This window comes from Nocardia vaccinii NBRC 15922 (assembly GCF_001613305.1).
In the GTDB taxonomy this organism is placed as follows: domain Bacteria; phylum Actinomycetota; class Actinomycetes; order Mycobacteriales; family Mycobacteriaceae; genus Nocardia; species Nocardia vaccinii.
On sequence record NZ_BDCC01000054.1, the window covers coordinates 39,735 to 58,254 of the forward strand.

The window sequence follows — 18,520 nt, forward strand, 5'->3', positions numbered from 1 at the left end:
GAGGCCGGTGAACAGGGCAGGTCGATCGGACGGACGGGTCGGCTCCGAGGCCGTGGTCGGTGTGATCCGGCCTACAGTGCGGGATGTCTGTGTGATGGCTGTGATTCGCCGGATGCCGCTTGTGAGGTTACGCGGGTATGAACTCGGAGTTGCGCCGACAGGCGTCACGGCACCCCTCGGCGGGGCTGTGAATCACTGTCCGCGGCGGGGGTTCTCGGCGCCATCGCGGCCTAGCTGGGGGTTTGGTCTATACCGACTGCATCGATAGCTGATCGATGACTCGAGCCGATGGTTCGGCGGGGGAGCGATTCACGGCGGAGCTGCTCCGCGATGCGCACGCGGAATGTGTTGCCGCTCACATCTGGTGTAAAGCCCCATACACAACGCCGGCGGCTCCGAATAAGGGATGGTGCACGCAACGCCGCGCAGTTCGAGGCCAGCGCGCACTGTCTCGGATACACCCGGCGCCGGTGGATGAACGCAATGAGCCGCTGACAACCACCGGCGTCCGGATTCGGGCCCGTCGAGACGGGTCAGGAAACCAACCCGCGACCGGTGGTCAACGGGATGTCGATGGCGGTGAGCAGGCCCGGACGGGCCGCGACGACCGCGGGGACCGCACTCACCAAGCGGGCGGCCGTGCCGACCAGCCCAGCGCGGGCATGGTCACCGTCGCTGTAGAGCTGCAGGTCCAGTCGGTAGTCGGGCTCGCCCTCGACCTCGACTCGGTAACAACCCTTTCCGGCGGGCTGCGGCCACTGCGGTGCGAGATCGGGATGCAGCCTGGTGATGTGCTCGAGGGCGAAAACCTCACGTCCCGAGCGGATTCCGCTGACCCGGAAGCGCAGGGCCGCGGCGGTCCCGGCCGCGACGGTGCGCCCGGCCACCTCGATCGGATCCGGTGTGGCGATCCGCTCGAAATCCTGTGTCACCTCGTCCAATTCCACATCCAGCGCGTCGGCGAGCTGACGCATTACACTGCCCCAGGCCAGGGTCAGCACCCCGGGCTGTAACAGCAGCGGCAGATCGTCCAGCGCGCTGCCGAAACCCATGATCTCGAACAGCACTTTGGGATTGTCGTAGGTGGAGTAGTCCATGAGTTCCGAGCACACGACGCGGTCGATGCGTTCACTGCCGCTGGTCAGCAGTAGCGGCAGCCAGTCGTTGGCCCAGCCCGGATCGATCCCGTTGACCCACAGCGACACCCCGCCTTCCTCGGCCGCCGCGACGATCGGATCGATCACCTCCGGAGGCAGTGTGCCGTAGGGGAATTGCAGGAATACCGGACTGCTCGACACGACGTTGATCCCGGCCCGCAGGAAGGTCTTCAGATCCTCGACCGCCTCCATCAGCCGGTCGTCGGCCATGGCGGTATGCACGATGCAATCGGGTTTCAGCGCGAGCAGCGCCGCGGCGTCGGTGCTGGCCGTGATGCCGGTCGGGGTGTCGAGTCCGGCGAGTTCGGCGGCGTCTTTACCATTTTTGGCCTCGCTCGACACCCAGACGCCGACCAGTTCCAGCTCGGGCCGGGCGATGATGGACCGCAGCGCCCAATGTCCGACATTGCCCGTGCTCCACTGCACTACGCGATAGGTCATCGCAACTCCTCACAGATCCGGAAGGCCCAGTGCGAGATTCGGGGCCTCGATACCGCCGTCGACCTCGAGCACCTTGCCGGTGACGTAACCGCCCGCGCGAGAACTCAGATAGACGATCGCCGCGGCGATCTCCCACGGCTCGCCCAACCGGCCCAGCGGCGTGGCGTCCTCCATGGTCTTCTTGACTTCCGGCTGCTGGGCGACGACCTCCAGCGCGGAGGTGAGCACCGAACCGACCGCGATGGCGTTGACCCGGATCCGGGGCGACAGGTCGGTCGCGGCCAGCCGAGTCCAGTGTGCCAGTGCGGCTTTCGCGGTTCCGTAGGCGAGGAAGCCGCGGCCCGGGGAACGGCCCATCATCGAGCTGATGTTGACCACCGAACCGCCGTCGCCGCGCAGCATGTGCGGCACCGCGGCCTGGGTGAGCACGTGTGCGGTGCTGACGTTGAAGCGGAACGCCTCCTCGAGGAATTCCGGCGTGGTGGTCATGAAGGTGTTCGGCATGGTGCCGCCGACATTGTTGACCACGATATCGATCCGGCCCAGCTCCGCCGCGGCGGTTTCGGCCAGAGCGGCGACCGCCGTGAGGTCGGACAGATCGCAGGGGACGGTGATCGCCTTGCGGCCCAGCGCGCGGATCTTGCCCGCCACGTCGTCGAGTTGGCTGGCGGTGCGTGCCGCGATCGCGACATCGGCGCCGGCCTCGGCGAGGGCGAGCGCGGTCGCCGCGCCGATGCCGCGGCCGGCGCCGGTGACGACCGCGACGCGGCCGTCGAGGCGGAAGGTGTCCAGAATCATCGAGTTCTCCTCCTTTGTGGATCGCCGTGCGGCGTATCCGGCGTGGTGGGATGCCGCGCCGGCTACGCGGCGCGATATGGATAGTGTGGCTCCGGTCACAAAGTCTTTAAGATAAGTTGCTTAATTGTCAAGCGATCGTTCCGTTCGGCCTGGTGAGTCGTTATTCTGCTGCCTGTGGTAGAGATAACAGCGCGCGAGCGAATCCTGCTCGCGGCAGAGAGGCTGATTGCCGAACGTGGACAGCTGGTGCCGCTGCGCGATATCGCGGCGGCGGCCGGACAGCGGAACAACTCCGCGGTGCAGTACCACTTCGGTTCCCGGGACGGGCTGATCGAGGCCGTCGTCGCGCAGCGGATGGCCACCCTGGAGGTGCGCCGCCTGGAGCTGCTCGCCGAACGCGCCGCCGCGGACGAGCAGGACGGGGTGCACGAACTGCTCGAGGTGCTGGTCGTGCCCATGTTCGAATTGGGTTCGCGACACGGAATCGGTTATTACGCAAGGTTTCTCGAACAGATCCGCACCCACCCCGCGGTAACCGACGAGGCCAATCTGCACGGCACGCGCCGCACCTCGGTCCGGGTGATCATGCACCGCCTCGACCGCGGTCTACCGGAACTACCCGCCCCCCTGCGTAGGCGTCGGCTGCGGGCCCTGCCCACGGTCCTGTTCGCCCTGCTGGCCGATCATGAACGCGCCGTCCAGGATGGTGTCGTCGCCGCCGACGACACCGCGGCCTGGGCCGAAATCATCGATATGCTGGCAGGTGTGCTGACCGCGCCGGTCAGCGAACGAATCACCGCGCAGCACGGTCGGCGACCCTAGGATCGGCGCATGGCCGACCCGATCAGCTTCGCCGGCGCGGTGAATGACCGCGGCGCAGTCCCTCGACGCTACGCCCGCCCGGCCCGCCGGAGGACAGATCGGGGCGGCCTCGGATCGCGTGCGGGGGTGGGGATCGGCCGGATCGGAGAATCTGGCGGATGTGGATGGAGGGCGATTACCGTGCATGGTTGTGGATAACGCGCGTGTGCTGCCGATCGCGGTTCCCTCCGGGTGGCGGGGGCTGGGTACTCCGGCGATGATCGGGGGTGCGGCGGTGGCCGCGGCCGCGCTGGTGCATTTCTACGATCCGCACGTGGCCGGTTCGTACGGGATTTGCCCGTTCTATGCCCTGACCGGGTGGTGGTGTCCGGGTTGCGGGGGATTGCGGGGAATGCACGACCTGACCGAGGGGCATGTGCTGGACGCCGTGCACAGCAATCTGTTCTTGTCGCCGCTGATCGTCGGCTTTTCGGTGTGGTGGTGTGAGTGGGCTGTGCGGCGTTGGCGCGGGGTGCCGGGCCGGTCGTGGGCGATGAGCCGGACCACCCTGTGCATACTTCTGATCCTGCTCACGGTGTTCACCGTCGTGCGCAATACGCCCTGGGGTAGCTGGCTCGCGCCGGTGTAGTCGTGGCGGCGTCGTGGTGCGTTCGGCATGCTGGGTGGCATGGCTGATTCTCTGAAGGCACGCATCCGGGACAAGCTCATGCGTCAGCTGAACGAGGACGGCGTGCCCGACAGCGAGCACGACGATCCCCGGCAGATCGCGGTGGAGGCCGACCTCGAGGCGCTCGACGCGGTTGCCGAGGACGATCCGCTACTTGAAGTGCTGGCCGCTCGCTATCTCGTGCCCTGAACGGGCGTTCACCCGGTGCAGGGTGCGGCGCCCGACGTTCCGGACAGGCCGGGCCGGGTTTCGGGGCTCGGATTCCACTGGCCGTCGGTGCAGGTGTAGTTCCAGGTCGGACCGTGGGCGGTGAGGGTGGCGACGGCCTCGATCAGGCGGTCCACGTCCGCGACACGCGTGCCCAGGCCGATGCTCGCGCGGATCGCGCCGTCGACACCGAGGCGGGCGAGCAGGGGATGGGCGCAGAATCGGCCGTCGCGGACGCCGATGCCGTGCTCGGCGGACAGATACGCCGCGACCCGGCCCGAGGGAAAGCCGTCGAGCGTGAAGGCGAGGATGCCCACGCTGTCCGCGCTGTCCGGCCAGATGCGCAGGAAGTTCACTCCCGCAATGGCTTTCAGGCCGTCGCGCAGTCGTTCGGTGAGTGCGCGCTCATGTTCGGCCGCGGCCCGAGCATCGATCGATCCGAGGGTGTCGCAGGCGGCGGCCACCGCGGCCGCACCCAGAACATTCGGGGATCCGGCCTCGTGACGTTGCGGGGCGGGAGCCCATTCGGCGGCCGTCTTGCTGACCTGGCGGACCGCCCCGCCCCCGGCCAGGTACGGTTCGGCCGCGTCCAGCCAGTCGCGGCGGCCGGCCAGCACGCCCGCGCCGAACGGCGCGTAGAGCTTGTGGCCGGACAGCGCCAGATAATCGATTCCGATGTCGCACAGGTCGATTCGCCGATGCGGGGCCAGCTGCGCGGCATCCACGAGAATGCGGGCGCCGCACTGATGGGCGATCTCGGCCAGCCGCCGCAGCGGCAGCACCTCGCCGGTCACATTCGATGCCCCGGTAATCGCAAGCAGCGCAGCCGGTTTGGTGCACAACTCAGCCACCAGGCGGCGGATGGTCTCCTCGATCGTATCGGCGGCGGTCACCACGCGGCGGCCGTGCCGGGTCCAGGGCAGGAAGTTGGCATGATGTTCGATATCGAGAACGACGGTCTCCCCGGGAACGCAGCTCGCCAGTAGATTCAGCGAATCGGTGGTGTTGCGGGTGAACACGACCACCTGGTCCTCGGCGCAATTCAGGAAGCGGGAAACCGATGTCCGGGCGTTCTCGTAACAATCGGTGGAGATGCGCGAGGCGTAACCCGCGCCGCGGTGCACGCTGGCGTAGTAGGGCAGCAGCTCGTTCACCCGGTCGCAGACCTGTGCCAGGGCCGGGGCGCCGGCCGCGTAGTCGAAATTGGCGTACGTACGAGTTCCGCCCTGTACCAACGGAACTCGCAGATCGCATCCGGAAACACGAGCGATCGGAGCGTAGGTCTGGTCGAGTACGGCAGTCATCACACGATCCCTTCGGAACAGGGGACCCCAAGAATGATGAACGGGAGCCCGCGCTTGCCGCACCCGTTCGGGCTACGGCCCGGTCGTCACCCGGAGCACCCCGCCGCGGTGGAGGGTTGCCGACCAGCCAGCCGGGGCTTGACGCTGGTACTCATGACCTGAGTCGAGGTTGGCAGAAGCCGCCCGATCTTGTCAACCGTGCCGCACAATCCGTTTGATTTCGGTTCTGAACTGCGCTCGTGTGATCCGGCGAGTGTTTCGTTGCTGCTCGGTTTCCTCGGCCTGTGCGTTCTGCCGGCCCTCACGCCGGGCCCCGGTACGTTCCTGGTGCTGCGCTACGCGATCGCCGGGCGACGGCCCGCCGTGGCCGCACGCGCCGGGAATCGGGGCCATCGCCTCCGCGGCCCGAGTGTTGTCGATCGAAAAACCTTGTCTCGCAGTGTTTCTCGCCGCTGAGACTCACCCCAATCCGCGCGGGCGGTGATAGGAGCCGTTGTAATACAGCAGCGGCGCTGCGATCGGTTCGTCGTCGGTGGTGTCCTGCACCCGGGTGACCAGGCCGATGACCAGCGTGTGATCGCCGATCGGAATGAGCTGATGGACGGTGGCGCGCACCCAGATCGGGGTGTCGTGCAGAACCGGCTCGCCGGTGTCCAGTGACGTCCACAGCGAATTGTCGGCGAACCGCTCCTCGGCGGCGCGCGAAAACCGTTGGGCCAGATGGAGCTGATGATCCCCGAGGAAATGCACGACCACGGATTCGGCCGCGAGCACGGCCTCGATACTCGAGGAGGTCTCCGCGATGTTGAACGAGATCAGCGGCGGATCGGCGGACAGCGAGGCGAACGAGGTCGCGGTGAAGCCCACCGGACGACCGCCGTCATCGAGTGTGACAATGGTCACTCCGGCCGGATAGTGTCGCATCGCGCCGCGGAATTGCGCCGCCGTGATCCCGCCGATCTCGTCCCGAGGCTGCACCGGTGCGGACGATCCGGTCGATTGCACGCGATCGACCTCGGACATCTCCGACTGCCGGGAATTGCTCATCACACCGCCTCGCAGCCGGGACGGATGCTTCTCACTGGCTCGCTCACACTTCCAACCTACGTCGCGCGGGGCGGCGAGTGGTCCGGTGTGTCCGACTCGGCGTCTCAGTCCACGTCGATCGCCAGCCCCGCGGTGATGCGCACCAATTCGGTGAACGACGTCCGGAACACCGTATTGGGATGCCCGCCCGCCGCCCACAATTCGCGATGTCGGGACAGCGCGTTGTCCACATATGTGGACAGATTCGCCGGATGTCCGACGGGTGCGACTCCGCCGATCGGCTGACCTGTGAATTTGCGTACCATTCGGGCGGGCGCCGGGGTCAGCGTGCCCTGTAATCGCTCGCCGGTACGCGCGAGATCGACTTGGTGCGCACCGGAAACGAGCAGTAGCACCGGCTCGTCGTCGAGCATGAAAAGCAGTGATTTGGTGATGGCGCCCACGTCGACGCCGAGCGCCTGCGCGGCCTCGGCGGCGGTGTGGGTGGGTTGGGCCTGGGTGACGATGACGCCGTGATGACCACGAGCGATGAGCGTGTCCGATACCCGCGAAGCGACGGTGGGCAACGACCTGGACATGGCACCAGAGTAGAACCGAAACCGGCGCGCCGCCGGGCGTTCAGTATTCGGGGAATCCCGCTGCGGGGCCGAGCATGCGGTCGATCCGCTCCCTGGTGATCCGGCGCAGCTCCGCGAGGGTCCGCTCGGAGAACGGCTCGGGCGCAAGCGGTTCGAAGGCGCGTTCCAGATCCGCTGCGGACAGCGCCGACAGTTCGGCCTCGGCCGCGGTGAACAGCGCCGGATGATCCGCGTACGGGCGTAGATCGGCGAGCTTCTCCGCCCAGGTGACGTTCGAGCAACATTCGAAGAGCGCGTGCACGGCTCGCGCACGCGGGAGTTCGTTGAATCGGTCCAAGCCGATGCCGGTGTGCATCACTGTGCGGGGCCTCACCTGTTCGCCTCAGCCGGCCCCCGGATTCGCCGGAACGAAGCCGGAGTCGGTCGTCGATTGTGATCTGCCCCATACTTCACCGTGCCGAGCTGGGGAGACACTGCGCCCCACCATATTCAGCGCAGGTTTCACACACCTCGCCGGGGTTGCTGACACGGCCGCTACGCTGGGCGGATGACCGATTGGAAGGCTTTCACAGTCGAGCGCGCGGACAACGTCGCCACGGTTACGTTGACCGGCCCCGGCAAGGGTAATGCCATGGGCCCGGACTTCTGGCGTGAGCTACCGCAGATCTTCGCCGAACTCGACACCGACCCCGACGTGCGTGCGGTGGTGGTGACCGGCGCGGGCAAGCATTTCTCCTATGGGCTGGACCTGCGCGCGATGGCCCCGACATTCGGTACGTTGCTGGCCGACCGCGCCCTGGCCGCACCGCGCACCGACTTCCTGAACGAGGTCCGGCGCATGCAGGCCGCGGTCACCGCGGTCGCCGATTGCCGCAAGCCCGTCATCGCGGCGGTCAGCGGCTGGTGCATCGGCGGCGGCCTGGATCTGATCGCCGCGGTCGACATCCGGCTGGCCAGCGCCGAGGCGAAGTTCAGCCTGCGCGAGGCGAAGGTCGCCATCGTCGCGGACGTCGGCTCGCTGCAGCGCCTGCCCGGCGTCATCGGGGACGGGCATCTGCGCGAACTCGCGCTGACCGGCAAGGATATCGACGCCGCCCGTGCGGAGAAGATCGGCCTGGTCAACGACGTCTATCCGGATCAGGAGGCGGTGCTGGAGGCGGCGCACGCGCTGGCCCGCGAGATCGCCGCCAATCCGCCGCTGGTCGTACAGGGCGTCAAGGATGTGCTCGATCAGCCGCGAGCCGGCCGCGTCGCCGACGGGTTGCGTTACGTTTCGGCGTGGAATTCGGCCTTCCTGCCCTCGGAGGATCTCACCGAGGCCATGCAGGCGGTGTTCGAGAAGCGTCCGCCCGAGTTCAAGGGCCGATAAGGCGGCCGGGCGAGGCCGCTGCGAGGAGAACATACGATGCTCACCTTCGCCGTGCTGGGTGAGGTCCGCGCGTGGCGCGGCGATCATCCGCTGGACCTCGGTCCCAAGCAGCGCCGGGCCGTACTGGCCGCGCTGCTGCTACGGTGCGGGCGCTCGGCGACGGTGCGGGATCTGGTCGCGGACATCTGGGGTGAGCAGGCCACGGCCAGCGCGGTCGGCGCCCTGCGCAATCACGTGCTGCATCTGCGCAAGGCGCTCGAACCCGACCGCGCGGCCGGGCGCCCGCCCACGGTGCTGGTCGGTTTCGACGGCGGTTATGCCCTGCGGTTGCCGCCCGGCGCGGTCGACGCCGAACTGGCCGATCGGTACGCCGCCGAGGCCGAACGGGCCGTCGACGCCGAACAGGCCCGCGAGCGCCTGCAGGCCGCGCTAGCGCTGTGGTCGGGACCGCCGCTGGCGGGAATTCCCGGCCCGCTGGCCGAACGGCTGCGCACGCAGTTGTCCGAACGCCGCCTGAGTCTGCTCGAGCGTCGTCTGGAGACCGATCTGCGGCTGGGCCGCTTCGCCGCGGCGATCGGTGAGCTGCGCCCGTTGTCGTCGGAACATCCACTGCGCGAGAAGATTCGGGAACTCCTGATGGCCGCGCTGTACCACGCGGGCAGGCAGGCGGAGGCGCTCGAGGTGTTCGCCGACACCCGTCGCACCCTGATCGATTCGCTGGGCATCGAGCCGGGTCCGCTGCTGACCGATCTGCACGAGCGGATCCTGCGCGCGGATCTGGCGCCGGTTCGCTCGCCCGTCGCGGTGGCCGAGCCGGTGTCCCGGGTCGCGCAGTTGCCCGCCGATATCGCCGACTTCACCGGTCGCGACGAGCAGGTGCGGCGGCTGACCGAGCGGCTCACCGATGCGACGGGCGCGGTGGCCGTCTGCGCGATCGCGGGGATGGGCGGGGTCGGCAAGAGCACCCTCGCGGTGCACGTCGCGCATCGGGTGCGCGAGCACTTTCCGGACGGTCAGCTGCACACCGATCTGCACGGCGCCGCGCAGCCCGGGGACATCCTGGGTGATTTCCTGCGTGCGCTGGGCGTGCCCGAGGGCAAGATCGCCGCGACGCCGGATCAGCGCGCCGCGCAGTTCCGCAGCCTGCTGGATGGCCGGCGGGTGCTGGTGCTGCTGGACAACGCCCGCGACGCCGATCAGGTGATCCCGCTGATTCCCGGTACCGCCGGGTCGGCGGTGCTGATCACCAGTCGCGCGGCGATGCCCGAACTGTCCGGTGCGTCGAGCGTGCGGCTCGACGAGATGAGCGAACCCGAGGCGCTGGCCCTGCTCGGCGGTGTCGTCGGGGCCGAACGTGTTGCCGCGGAACCGGATTCCGCCGAGGCGGTGGTGCGGGCGTGTGGTCGGCTGCCGTTGGCGGTGCGGATCATCGGCGCGCGCCTGGCCACCCGGCCGCGCTGGAGTATCGCCTCGATCGCCGAGCGGCTCGCCGACGAGCAGCAGCGGCTGGCGGTGCTGCGGACCGGCGATCTGGCGGTCGGTTCGGTGTTCCGGGTCGACTACGACCAGCTCGAGCCGTCGCAGGCCGAGGCCGTGCGGATGTTGTCGGTGCCGGAGGTGGAGGATCTGTCGCTGCCCGGTGCGGCCGCGGTGCTGGATATGAGCCGTGACGAGGCCGAACTGCTGTGTGAGACGCTGGTCGATCTGAGCCTGCTCGATGCGCCCGCGCCCGGCCGGTACACCCATCATGATCTGCTGCGACTGTTCGCCAGGGAACTGGTGGATCCCGCCGATGAACCCGCCGCATTGCGCAGGCTGCTGGAATTCTATCTGGCCACGATGAAAAATGTTGTGGCCGTGTGTAATCCGGGAACCAGACTGCCCGAGCACCTGACTCCTACCCGGGTGCGGGGGCTTTCGTTCGGTGACGGTATCGGCGCACAGGCGTGGGTCAACGCCGAGCGGCCGAATCTGGTCCGGCTGTTCGGGCAGGTCGCGCGGCGCAGCGCGGTGCCGGACTCGCCCGGTGTCTGCGCGGAATTGGCGTTGTGCGCCGATCTGGCCTGGGCCATGGCGGAATTGATCGACGGCGGCCCGAATGCGCAGGAGCTCGCCCGCGCCCTCGAGGAACTACTCGACGCCGCGTTGCGGGCGGGGGATCGCAGACTGGAATGTCGCGTGCGGGTCGCGCTGGGCTCGGTGCTCACCTATTCGCTGGCCCGGATGCGCATCGGCCGCGATCACGAGCGCATCGCCCTGTCCCTGGGGAACGACGATCCGGGCGACGCCCGGCTCACCGCCTTCGCCGCTCAGCTGTTGGCCGGATCGACCCGGCAGGGCCATGAATCCGCGGCCTCGCTCGCGCATGCCGAGCGCGCGCGGAGGATCGCGCGCCGGGTCGGCGATCCGGCCATCGAATGCGCCGCGCTGGTGCACGCCGCCAAGACGTTGTCCGATGCCGGGCGCTATCGCGAATCGGCCGAACAGGCAAGGGCCGGATGGGAATTGGCCGAGCAGATCGGCAACGTCGCGGTCGCCGGCATGGCCCTGCACGAATGGGGCGCGGCGCTGGCCTTCCAGGGCGAATTCGAGCATGGCGCCGAAATGTGTACGCGGGCAGTGGCATCGGCCCGCCGCAGCGGATCACAGCTGCGGGTGGGGTTCGCGCTGGCCCGCCATGCCCAGGTATTTCTGCTCGCGGGCGCGCTGGATCGGGCCGAGTCGATCGCGGCCGAGGCGGTGGACACCGTGACCCGCGCGGCCGGACCGCTGCATCGCGCCCGGATCATGCTGCTGCACGCGATGGTTCTGGGCGCGCTGGGCCGCGCCGAGGACGAACAGCGGGTGTTGCGCGCCACCGCGGAGATCGTGTCGGAACTCGAGGACACCCATCTGGTCCACGAGCGCGTGGACACCGAACTCGAGGCTCCCGTCGTGGCGATTCTGCGCGCACGTCTGGCGGACACCGCACCGGCCGGACGTTAGCCGGACGATCGGTTGTCACATCATTTTTCGATCATTTCCGTCTCATCAACACGCTGATCTGGGAAAATCCCGTATCCCGCGAGATGCGGCCGCCGGGTGCCGCGGGTTAGCGTTCCAGGCAGCGGAATTCGGTCGAGAGCCCGTGAATTCCGTTGCGGCCGTGTACCGAGGCCGACATCGTCGCACGGGGGGTCGGCGGTGACGGCCGAATCCTCGGCCTCCGCTCCGCTCCGGCAGGTTTGCGGCGCTCCAAGGCTCATCGTCGGGCGCCGCAAACCGCTGGAGCGGTTCAGGTTCGGGCTCAGTGCCCGCCCTGCTCCTTCAGCCGCGCGAACGCCTCCTCGACCAGCGTCTCGGCCTTGGCCTTGTCGCCCCAGCCGTCGACCTTGACCCACTTGCCGGGCTCGAGGTCCTTGTAGTGCTCGAAGAAGTGCTCGATGGCCTTGCGGTCGAACTCCGGGATGTCCGCGACGTCCTGGATGTGCTCCCAGCGCTTGTCGCCCGCCGGAACCGCGACGACCTTCTCGTCGCCGCCCGCCTCGTCGCTCATCAGCAGCACACCGACCGGACGGGACTCGACCAGCACGCCCGGGAACACCGATTCGGGCAGCAACACCAGGCAGTCCAGCGGATCGCCGTCCGAGCCCAGGCTGTTCTCGACGTAGCCGTAGTCGGCCGGGTAGACCATCGGGGTGTACAGGTACCGATCCAGCCGCACCCGGCCGGTCTCGTGGTCGACTTCGTACTTGTTGCGCTGACCCTTGGGGATCTCGATGGTGACGTCGAACTCCACGTCATCTCCTTGTCTGCTGCTCGTATTCGATTGGCCGCGACTCGCATCGCGGCCCCGGGTGGGGCTCCGACTCGCCAGCTTGGTCGGCGGAACGCCGGCGAGGTGAGGATAGTGTGGTCGGTGGGCGCACTGGTGCGGCAGGGACGGAAAGTCCGCGCGATACGGCGGTGTTGCAAGTGTTATTAGGGAGACTACGGTCAGGTGGCAGGTCGAAGTAGCAAGAACATCGGTGGTCTGGCCGCTCGGCGGCGACGCAACATCTGGATCTGGGTGAGCGCGGCCGTGGTCGTTGTGGTGGCCGTGGCCACGGCGGTGGTGCTCACCGTGCGGCCGTGGACCGAGGAGTTCCGGCACGGCGGGCTGAAGATCGAGGCCGCGCCCTCGCCGCAGGCCCCCGCGCCGCAGTTGTCCGCCGCGTCGGCGACCGCGCCCGCCCCGTCGAAGCAGGGCTTGAGCAGCGCGCTCGCCGGGGTCGCGGCCAGTCCGGATCTGGGCTCGTTCAGTGGTTCGGTGACCGACGCGGTGACCGGGGACGTGCTTTGGAGCAAGGATGCGGACAAGCCGATCATTCCGGCCTCGACCGCGAAGATCCTCACCGCCGCCGCCGCGTTGCTGGTGCTGCCGTCCGATCACCGGGTGACCACGAAGATCGTCGCCGCACCCGGTTCGAACACGCTGGTCCTGGTGGGCGGCGGTGATCCGACGCTGACCGCGCAGGCCGACGGCAAGGGCTACTACACCGACGGACCGGAACTCTCGGATCTGGTCTCGCAGATCCGCGCGACCGGTCGCACCTTCACCAGCATCCTGGTGGACAACTCCGCGTTCACGGGCCCGACGCAGGCCCCCGGCTGGGATCCGGCCGATATCGCGGGCGGTTCCTGGGCCCCGATCGAATCGGTCATGCTCGACGGCGGCCGGGTGAACCCGCTGGTCGAATACTCTCCGCGCACGCCGACCCCGGCGCTGGACGCCGGACGCCGGCTGGCGCTGTCGCTGGGAATGGACCCCGCCTCGGTCCGCGCGGGCAGGGCCGCGGCCGGTGCGGCCACGGTCGCGAAGGTGCAGTCGGCTCCGCTGCACGATCGGCTGACCCAGATGATGACCCACTCCGACGACGTACTGGCCGAGACGATCGGTCGCGAGATCGCCGTCGCCGCGGGTAGCGAGCCGTCGTTCTCGGGCGCGGCGAAGGCTACGCTGACGGCGCTGAACGCCGCCGGATTCGACACCACAGGGGTGGTACTGCACGACAACAGCGGCCTGTCCACCGACGATCGCGTCCCGGCTCGGTTGCTGAACAAGCTCCTCACCGAGGCGGCCGGATCCCCGGGCGCCGCCCGGACCACCAGCACCCAGACCACCGGCGCACAGACCACCGGAACGCAGAGCGCCTCGGTCGCCGGCACCGCGGATTCGAGCGCCGATCCGCTGGCTCCGCTGCTGGACTATCTGCCGGTCGGGGCGGGCACCGGCTCGCTTGCCTACCGCTTCACCACGCCCAAGGACCACGTGGCCGCGGGTTGGGTGCGGGCCAAGACCGGAACTCTGTCGGTTTCGAGTGCGTTGGCAGGGTATGTCCTGGACAATGACGGCCGGGTGCTGACATTCGCACTGATGTCGAACGACCGGCCGCCGGAGGCGAGTCGGCCCGCGCTGGATGCCGTCGTTGCCACGTTGCGCAACTGCGGTTGCTCCTGACGGGCGGAGTGAGCTATGACCGGACCCGGTGACGGCGTGGTCGGGGAAGCCCCCGGCACATCCGAACCCTCGGCCACGTCCAAGCATTCGGCGCTGGCCGGTGCGGTCGATTGGCGGCTGGCGGCGCGCACCGGCGCGGCCGTGGTCCCGGCCGGGCCGCATACCTCGCGCTATTCGGCCGAACAGGTCGTCGCCGAACTCGCCGAATCGTCCGCGCGAGCGGAGGGGCCGGTACGCGAGGTCAGCGAACTCCTCGACGACGGTGCGGTGCCCACGGCGCGAATCGTGGACCGCCCCGGCTGGATTCACGCGGCGGCGGAGTCGATGGCCTCGCTCACCGGCGACGTCGAGTCGGGCCGGTTCAGCGGTAAACCGGCCGGAATGCAGGCGGGGGCCATGCTGGCATTCCTGTCCACCGCGATTCTCGGGCAGTACGACCCGTTCAGCGGTGCGGACGGCACTTTGTTGCTGGTCGCGCCCAATATCGTGATGGTCGAGCGGGCCCTGGGCGTGGTGCCGCGCGATTTCCGGCTGTGGGTGTGCCTGCACGAGGTGACCCACCGGGTGCAGTTCTCCTCCGCGCCCTGGCTGGCCGACTATATGAAGCACAACGTCGAAGTGCTCGGCGATGTCGGGGACGAGCCGATCAACGAGATGCTCACGCGATTGCTGGACGAGGTGCGCGAGCGTCGTCGCGCGCCGAGGGATTCCGACGATCCGGCCGATCGAGGTGTGCTGGGCCTGCTGCGCGCGACCCAGGCCCCGCCGCAGCGTGAGGCGCTGGATCGGCTGCTGATGCTCGGCACCCTGCTCGAGGGGCATGCGGACCATGTGATGGACGCGGTCGGTCCCGCGGTGGTGCCGACGGTGGAACAGATTCGCCGGGCCTTCGATCAGCGCCGGCGTCGTCCGGCGAATCCGGTGCAGCGGCTGATGCGCGCCCTGCTCGGCGTGGACGCGAAGGTCGCCCAGTACGTGCGCGGGAAGGCGTTCGTGGACGAGGTGGTGGGCAAGGTCGGCATGACGCGGTTCAACACGGTGTGGGCCGACGGCGATACGTTGCCGCGCACCGACGAGATCGCGGTGCCGCAGCGCTGGATCGATCGGGTACTGGGCTGAATACCTCACTGCCGCAAGGGTTTCCGGAGACCCCGGCGGCGTTGGCGCTGCGTCACGCGGTACGCGAGTGGCTGCGTCGGTATGCCCCGGCGGGTGTGGTCGCGGTAGGGCTGTCCGGCGGTGCGGATTCGTTGGCGCTGACCGCGGCGGCGGTGGCCGAGGCCGCGGTGGTGGATGCGTTGATCGTGGATCACGGTCTGCAGGAGGGGTCGGCCGCGGTGGCCGCGGAGGCCGCGCGGGCGGCGGTCGGATTGGGGGTGCGGTCGGCGCGCGTGCTCACGGTTCGGGTGCGAGGCGAGGGCGGACTCGAGGCCGCGGCCCGGCGCGCCCGGTACCAGGCGCTGGACGAGGCGCGGGCGGGGTTGCCGGTGCTGCTCGGGCACACCTTGGACGACCAGGCCGAGACGGTGCTGCTGGGCCTGGCGCGCGGATCCGGCGGGCGGTCCATTCAGGGCATGGCCGAATTCGCCGAGCCGTGGGGTCGGCCGCTGCTGGAGGTGCGTCGCGCGCAGACCAGGCAGTTGTGTGCCGATCTCGGGCTGCGGCCACACGAGGATCCGCACAACAGTTCGCCCGCGTTCACCCGGGTCCGGCTGCGGACCGAGGTGTTGCCGCTGCTGGAGGATGTGCTCGGCGGTGCGGTCGCGCCCGCGTTGGCCCGCACGGCGGCCCAGCTGCGTGAGGACGGCGCCGCACTCGATGCGATTGCTGAAGAGTTGCTGACTGCCGCCGGTGATGGCGGGACGCTGTCGATCGAGACAATTGCCACTGCGCCGGCGGCGATTCGGCGACGTGTCATCCGCGCGTGGTTGCTGGCCGGTGGAGCAAAAGCGTTGACGGAGAAGCATTTACGCGCGGTCGATGCTTTGGTCACGAACTGGCGCGGTCAGGGCGGGGTCGCGGTCGGCGGGTCGAAACCGGGGACGAGGTTGGTTGCCAGACGCGAACATGGGAAGCTGACGATGGCGTTTACACCATATTGATCCGGGTGACCGGGGTCGTCCGGGATCATCATCGAAGGAGACCCGCGCACGTGTATGGGGACGACATCGCGTCGGTATTGATCACCGAGGAGCAGATCAAGGCGAAGGTCGACGAACTCGCCGAACTGATCGCCAAGAGGTATCCCCCGGACGCGCCGGAGGGCGATCTCCTCCTGGTCGGGGTGCTCAAGGGTGCGATCTTCTTCATGACCGACCTGGCACAGGCACTGCAGATTCCCACTCAGATGGAATTCATGGCCGTGTCCTCGTACGGTTCGTCCACCTCCTCCTCGGGCGTGGTGCGGATCCTCAAGGACCTGGACAAGGACATCGCGGGCCGCAATGTGCTCATCGTCGAGGACATCATCGACTCGGGCCTCACCCTGTCCTGGCTCAAGCGCAATCTGTCCAGCCGCAACCCGGCCTCGCTCGAGGTCGTCACCCTCCTGCGCAAGCCCGACGCGTTGCGCACCCACGTCGAGGTGGCCCACGTCGGCTTCGACATCCCGAACGAATTCGTCGTCGGCTACGGCCTCGACTACGCAGAGCGCTATCGCGACCTGCCCTACATCGGCACTCTGGCTCCGAAGGTCTACACCCCTGTCTGACGCCTCGCGTCGGCGTGTTCGCGGTCCCCGAGGACTGCGGTTCACCGCTCGAGACCCGGGCTTCGCCCAGGCGCTTCGAGCGGTGAACGGCGACCCGGCCGCGAACTCCTCGCTCGAAGGCTCGTTCCGTCGGGGCTGGGAGAGTGCGCATCTCACGTCTTGTCGTCGACTCCTCCGTTCAGGGGTGTGCGTAGCAGGATGCGGCGCGAACTCCGCATTCGGAGGTTTGCTTCGTGGAACTGGGTGGGAGCCGCATCGCATGTTCGATTCCGTTGTGCTGGTGAATAACGTGAACTCCTCGCTCGAAAGTTCGCTTCGCGCTGGGCTGTGAGCGCGGGTACCTCACATTTCTGTTGGGGGCGTGCGTCATTCGGGCCTTGTTGCGCTGCGAGCGTGGGTCTCCGAGGTGGCTCCCTGCCGGGCGGGGATACGGCGGACGCCGAGCCCGGTGGATATTGCGAACGCCGGGGCCGCGTTTCGCTCCGGACAGGCTGGGGGGCGCATCGCACGTGCTGTTCCGTTGTGCCGGTGCGTGATTCGTATCGGCGATGAAGGAGTTGTCCGGTAGCGCGCAGTCGTCGCCCGAATGCTTTGTGGGAGTCCCGTTCTGGGGTTGCAATTGGTTCCGGGGTTGGTTGCGGCCGAATGGGGTGGTATCACCGCGTGACGTTTCGTCGGGTGCGTCGCGGGTCTCCGGTTGGACGTTCAACGGCGTGAACCTGGGAATATGTGACTAAAATCACCGTTTGGTAACGGTACCTGTCGGACTGTTTTCCGGTGGGGTTGCTGGGGTTCGAAATGGGACGTGGCGGCCGCGGGGGTCGGGGATTTTCGGCAAGTCGTGTGAGAGTCGTTGCTGCTCGACAAGTTTCATCGACGGCGCGATCTGCTCTCTTATCTGTTGTCCAGCTGTTCGCTGAGGCGGGTGCGCATTTGGTTCCGTCACACCATATGCTGTTCTTAACAAACCTATCGGCTGTTTCTGTCCCTTTAACCGGACTCGAGGGCTCGATACGGCTGGATTTTCAACACCGATTCTGATAGCAAGGTGCTATGGACCCGCATTTGCGCGACCTGCGGTATTTCGTCGCCGTCGCTGAGGAACTGCACTTCACCAATGCCGCTCAGCGGCTGCACATCGCTCAACCCACCTTGTCGCGGCAGATCCGCCAGCTCGAACGCCAGCTCGACGTGGTGCTGTTCGATCGCAATCAGCGCAGCGTGGCGCTCACCGTCGCGGGTAAGGAACTGCTCGAGGGGGCGCGCAAGATCCTCGATCTGTGGGAGGTCACCAACGTCGCGCTGCAGGAGGCGGGCGAGGTGCTGCGCATCGGCATCGAGAGTTCGATCGGCCGCGGGCTCATCGCCGAGCTGGAGAGCGCCAGTGGGCACCGGCTCGCGCTGCACTCCGCGTCCTGGACCGATCCGTCCAGCGGATTGGCCGGCCGGCAGGCGGACCTGGCGTTGATGTGGCTTCCGGTCCCCGATGTCGGCCGGTACCGCTGGCGGGTACTGCGCACCGAATCGCGCTGGGTGCTGCTGCCGGAGAATCATCGGCTGGCCGAGCGCGCCGCCATCGAATTCGCCGAACTGGCCGAGGAGACGTTCGTCGCGATGCCGCCGGAGGCAGGCGCCGCCCGCGATTTCTGGCTGGGCAGCGACGCGCGCGGCGGTCGTCAGCCGAAGGTCGGCGGTGAGGCCGCGACCGCGGAGGAGCGGCTCGAGGCGGTCAGCCTGGGCCTGGGAGTGTGCCTGCTGGCCGAGAGCAATGTGCCGATGTACCGCTGGCCGGGGCTGACCGCACGTCCGGTCGCCGGCCTTCCGCCGTGCGAGCTGGCCGTGGCCTGGCGCGCCGACGACGACCGCGCCACCATCCTCGACTTCGCCAATCGAGTATTGGCCGGCGGCTTCTGAGCTGTGTCTAATTGCCTCCGCTTCGCT

General features: G+C 68.2%; 17 protein-coding genes and 1 riboswitch. Of the genes, 10 read left to right on the forward strand and 7 right to left on the reverse strand.

The features are described 5' to 3' along the window. Positions 1 to 533: 533 nt before the first annotated feature. Together NV1_RS29805 and NV1_RS29810 are read right to left on the reverse strand one after the other, a co-directional pair. Positions 534 to 1,598: an NAD(P)H-dependent amine dehydrogenase family protein gene (locus NV1_RS29805; RefSeq protein WP_067898826.1), complete on the reverse strand. Its 1,065-nt coding sequence runs from the start codon at positions 1,596 to 1,598 to the stop codon at positions 534 to 536. A 9-nt stretch (positions 1,599 to 1,607) separates the two neighbouring features. Then, the gene (locus tag NV1_RS29810; RefSeq protein WP_067898868.1) at positions 1,608 to 2,396 is read right to left on the reverse strand and encodes an SDR family oxidoreductase; all 789 of its coding nucleotides are present in this window, start codon (positions 2,394 to 2,396) and stop codon (positions 1,608 to 1,610) included. A gap of 174 nt (positions 2,397 to 2,570) precedes the next feature. Here NV1_RS29810 and NV1_RS29815 point away from each other — a divergent pair, with 174 nt between their 5' ends. The 3 genes from NV1_RS29815 to NV1_RS29825 all read left to right on the forward strand — a co-directional run bounded on the left by NV1_RS29815 (position 2,571) and on the right by NV1_RS29825 (position 4,074). Then, entirely contained in the window at positions 2,571 to 3,218 is a 648-nt protein-coding gene (locus tag NV1_RS29815) for a TetR/AcrR family transcriptional regulator (protein WP_169813442.1), read from the forward strand. A 184-nt stretch (positions 3,219 to 3,402) separates the two neighbouring features. Then, entirely contained in the window at positions 3,403 to 3,846 is a 444-nt protein-coding gene (locus tag NV1_RS29820; protein WP_067898871.1) for a DUF2752 domain-containing protein, read from the forward strand. A 39-nt stretch (positions 3,847 to 3,885) separates the two neighbouring features. Then, positions 3,886 to 4,074, forward strand: a complete 189-nt coding sequence (locus NV1_RS29825) for a hypothetical protein (protein WP_067898874.1) — start codon at positions 3,886 to 3,888, stop codon at positions 4,072 to 4,074. 8 nt (positions 4,075 to 4,082) lie between these two features. Here the strand turns inward: NV1_RS29825 and NV1_RS29830 are convergent, their stop codons facing one another. The 4 genes from NV1_RS29830 to NV1_RS29850 all read right to left on the reverse strand — a co-directional run bounded on the left by NV1_RS29830 (position 4,083) and on the right by NV1_RS29850 (position 7,394). Then, the gene (locus tag NV1_RS29830) at positions 4,083 to 5,396 is read right to left on the reverse strand and encodes an aminotransferase class V-fold PLP-dependent enzyme (protein WP_067898833.1); all 1,314 of its coding nucleotides are present in this window, start codon (positions 5,394 to 5,396) and stop codon (positions 4,083 to 4,085) included. A gap of 45 nt (positions 5,397 to 5,441) precedes the next feature. Then, a riboswitch (SAM riboswitch) is annotated at positions 5,442 to 5,555 on the reverse strand. A 300-nt stretch (positions 5,556 to 5,855) separates the two neighbouring features. Continuing rightward, positions 5,856 to 6,419 (reverse strand): flavin reductase family protein, encoded by a 564-nt coding sequence (locus tag NV1_RS29840; RefSeq protein WP_067898877.1) that lies wholly within the window; start codon positions 6,417 to 6,419, stop codon positions 5,856 to 5,858. A 128-nt stretch (positions 6,420 to 6,547) separates the two neighbouring features. Beyond that, positions 6,548 to 7,021 (reverse strand): YbaK/EbsC family protein, encoded by a 474-nt coding sequence (locus tag NV1_RS29845; RefSeq protein WP_067898838.1) that lies wholly within the window; start codon positions 7,019 to 7,021, stop codon positions 6,548 to 6,550. Between the two features lie 40 nt (positions 7,022 to 7,061). Beyond that, positions 7,062 to 7,394, reverse strand: a complete 333-nt coding sequence (locus NV1_RS29850; RefSeq protein WP_245713990.1) for a 2-oxo-4-hydroxy-4-carboxy-5-ureidoimidazoline decarboxylase — start codon at positions 7,392 to 7,394, stop codon at positions 7,062 to 7,064. A gap of 174 nt (positions 7,395 to 7,568) precedes the next feature. Here NV1_RS29850 and NV1_RS29855 point away from each other — a divergent pair, with 174 nt between their 5' ends. Together NV1_RS29855 and NV1_RS29860 are read left to right on the forward strand one after the other, a co-directional pair. Beyond that, positions 7,569 to 8,390 carry a crotonase/enoyl-CoA hydratase family protein gene (locus tag NV1_RS29855; protein ID WP_067898843.1) on the forward strand — a complete coding sequence of 274 codons (822 nt, stop codon included), beginning with the start codon at positions 7,569 to 7,571 and terminating at the stop codon, positions 8,388 to 8,390. Between the two features lie 36 nt (positions 8,391 to 8,426). Beyond that, entirely contained in the window at positions 8,427 to 11,375 is a 2,949-nt protein-coding gene (locus tag NV1_RS29860; RefSeq protein ID WP_067898845.1) for an AfsR/SARP family transcriptional regulator, read from the forward strand. A 301-nt stretch (positions 11,376 to 11,676) separates the two neighbouring features. Here NV1_RS29860 and ppa read toward each other — a convergent pair whose 3' ends face one another. Then, positions 11,677 to 12,168: an inorganic diphosphatase gene (gene ppa / locus NV1_RS29865; protein WP_067898848.1), complete on the reverse strand. Its 492-nt coding sequence runs from the start codon at positions 12,166 to 12,168 to the stop codon at positions 11,677 to 11,679. Positions 12,169 to 12,369: 201 nt separating this feature from the next. Between ppa and NV1_RS29870 the strand changes: the two genes are divergently transcribed. From NV1_RS29870 to NV1_RS29890, 5 genes are all read left to right on the forward strand, one after another. Next, complete coding sequence (locus tag NV1_RS29870) at positions 12,370 to 13,869, forward strand: D-alanyl-D-alanine carboxypeptidase/D-alanyl-D-alanine-endopeptidase (RefSeq protein ID WP_067898855.1); 1,500 nt, start codon at positions 12,370 to 12,372, stop codon at positions 13,867 to 13,869. A gap of 15 nt (positions 13,870 to 13,884) precedes the next feature. Next, a complete protein-coding gene (locus NV1_RS29875; protein ID WP_084525923.1) occupies positions 13,885 to 14,988 on the forward strand; it encodes an Rv3626c family coenzyme F420 biosynthesis-associated protein in 1,104 nt (367 codons plus the stop codon). An 8-nt stretch (positions 14,989 to 14,996) separates the two neighbouring features. Further along, the gene (gene tilS / locus NV1_RS29880) at positions 14,997 to 15,971 is read left to right on the forward strand and encodes a tRNA lysidine(34) synthetase TilS (RefSeq protein WP_067898886.1); all 975 of its coding nucleotides are present in this window, start codon (positions 14,997 to 14,999) and stop codon (positions 15,969 to 15,971) included. A 50-nt stretch (positions 15,972 to 16,021) separates the two neighbouring features. Next, on the forward strand, positions 16,022 to 16,579 hold the full coding sequence (gene hpt / locus NV1_RS29885) for a hypoxanthine phosphoribosyltransferase (RefSeq protein ID WP_067898858.1): 558 nt from the start codon (positions 16,022 to 16,024) through the stop codon (positions 16,577 to 16,579). A gap of 1,053 nt (positions 16,580 to 17,632) precedes the next feature. Beyond that, complete coding sequence (locus tag NV1_RS29890; RefSeq protein ID WP_067898861.1) at positions 17,633 to 18,493, forward strand: LysR substrate-binding domain-containing protein; 861 nt, start codon at positions 17,633 to 17,635, stop codon at positions 18,491 to 18,493. Positions 18,494 to 18,520: the final 27 nt, after the last annotated feature.